Source organism: Thalassospira sp. GB04J01 (genome assembly GCF_000751115.1).
Taxonomy (GTDB): Bacteria; Pseudomonadota; Alphaproteobacteria; order Rhodospirillales; family Thalassospiraceae; genus Thalassospira; species Thalassospira lucentensis.
In genome coordinates, this window is record NZ_CCDX020000028.1 from 1 (window position 1) to 1,386 (window position 1,386).

The 1,386-nt window shown below is 55.9% G+C and carries 1 protein-coding gene; it reads left to right on the forward strand.

The annotated features are described in order from the left end of the window. Window positions 1–1,386 (forward strand): Ig-like domain-containing protein (locus AMM48_RS22255; protein WP_198413579.1); only part of this gene is annotated, 1,386 nt, incomplete at both ends.

Here is a 1,386-nt window from a genome sequence, read left to right on the forward strand (position 1 = left end):
AAGACAGTGCGATTGCGCTCGATATTGATGCGGGTCTGACAGATTCCAGTGAAGTTCTCACTGTGACGATCTCCGGTGTTCCGGATGGTGCGACCCTGTCGGCTGGTACGGATAATGGTGATGGCACCTGGACGCTGTCGTCTGGTGATCTTGAAGGTCTGACGATTACGCCTGCGGATGACTTCTCTGGCAGCTTTGATCTTGGTGTGACCGCTCAGTCTGCGGATGGTGAAGATGTTGCGACGACCAGTGGTTCGATCACGGTTGATGTTGCGGGTGTTGCCGATGCGCCAACGCTTGATGTGGCGGATGCGTCTGGCAATGAAGATTCGGCTATTGCGCTGGATATCGATGCCGGTCTGACGGATTCCAGCGAAACTCTGACAGTTACGATCTCCGGCGTACCGGACGGTGCGACCCTCTCGGCCGGTACGGATAACAGCGATGGCACATGGACCTTGTCGTCTGGCGACCTAGAAGGTTTGACGATTACCCCGGCAGATGACTTTAGTGGTTCGTTCGACATTGGTGTGACGGCACAGTCTGCGGATGGCGGAGACGTTGCGACGACTTCCGGTTCGATTACGGTTGAGGTTGCTGGCGTCGCGGATGCGCCGACGTTGGAAACGTCTGATGCTAGCGGTTCGGAAGACAGCGCGATTGCGCTGGATATCAATGCGGGCCTTACCGATAGCTCGGAAGTTCTGACGGTGACCGTCTCCGGTGTTCCGGATGGTGCGACTTTGTCGGCTGGTACGAATAACGGCGATGGGACATGGACCCTGTCGTCGGCTGATCTTGAAGGACTGACGATTACACCGGCAGATGACTTTAGCGGTTCGTTCGATCTTGATGTTACAGCGCAATCGGCAGATGGCGAAGATGTCGCGACGACTTCTGGTTCGATCACGGTTGATGTTGCCGGTGTTGCTGATGCGCCGACGCTGGAAACGTCTGACGCCAGTGGCTCGGAAGACAGTGCGATTGCGCTCGATATCAATTCTGGCCTTACCGACAGTTCCGAAACTCTGACAGTGACGATCTCCGGTGTTCCGGACGGGGCGACCTTGTCGGCTGGTACAGATAATGGGGATGGCACCTGGACGTTGAGTTCAGGCGACCTTGAAGGTCTGACGATTACGCCTGCTGATGATTTCAGTGGGTCGTTTGATCTTGGTGTGAGTGCTCAGTCTGCGGACGGTGAAGATGTTGCCGTAACGACCGACAGTCTGACAGTTGATGTCGCCGGTGTTGCGGATGCGCTAACGCTTGATGTTTTGGATGCGTCTGGCAATGAAGATTCAGCCATCGCCCTTGATATCGATGCCGGTCTGACGGACGGCTCCGAAACGCTAACAGTAACCATCTCGGGTGTTCCGGATGGTG